A 566-nucleotide genomic window follows, 5' to 3' on the forward strand; every position below is an offset into this window, starting at 1 on the left:
GAAAAAAGATGATGAGCCGGAATCCGAGCGCGGTGCGGAAGATGGCGAGATCGAACTGGCTTTAGCCGCCAGCAACTCAGAACTGCTACCGGCAATCGTATGGCTGGCGACGGAAACAGCCATGCGTCGAAGCGAAATTGTGTCGCTGCAATGGCAACACGTCGACCTCAAACGCCGCGTCGCACACTTACCCGCAACAAAAAACGGAGATGCTCGCGACGTGCCTCTGTCTCCCCGCGCGGTCGCAGTGTTACAAGCACTACGGGACACACAAGCCAGCGCCGGCAAGAAGACCCTCGAGCACGACGAAATCGCCCGTGCCGATCGCGTATTCACGATCCGGGCCGATGCTGTTACTCGGGCCTTCGAGCGCGCGGTGGCTCGCGCGAGAGCCAAATATCTTGATATCTGCAAAGAAGCCGGCCGGCGGCCCAATCCAAAATTTTTGACAGACCTCCGGTTTCACGATCTACGCCACGAAGCCACGTCTCGCCTGGCCTCGATCTTTCCTTTGCATGAGTTGACGAAAATCACGGGTCATAAAGATCCCCGCATGCTCATGCGAT

The 566-nt window shown here is 57.6% G+C and carries 1 protein-coding gene; it reads left to right on the forward strand.

What is annotated here, in order from left to right; genetic code table 11:
• Window positions 1-566, forward strand: a 566-nt coding sequence (locus J5M71_RS26745) for a site-specific integrase (protein ID WP_207838504.1), incomplete at both ends; no start/stop codon positions are given.

The organism is Pseudomonas sp. 43(2021), assembly GCF_017490805.1.
In the GTDB taxonomy this organism is placed as follows: domain Bacteria; phylum Pseudomonadota; class Gammaproteobacteria; order Pseudomonadales; family Pseudomonadaceae; genus Aquipseudomonas.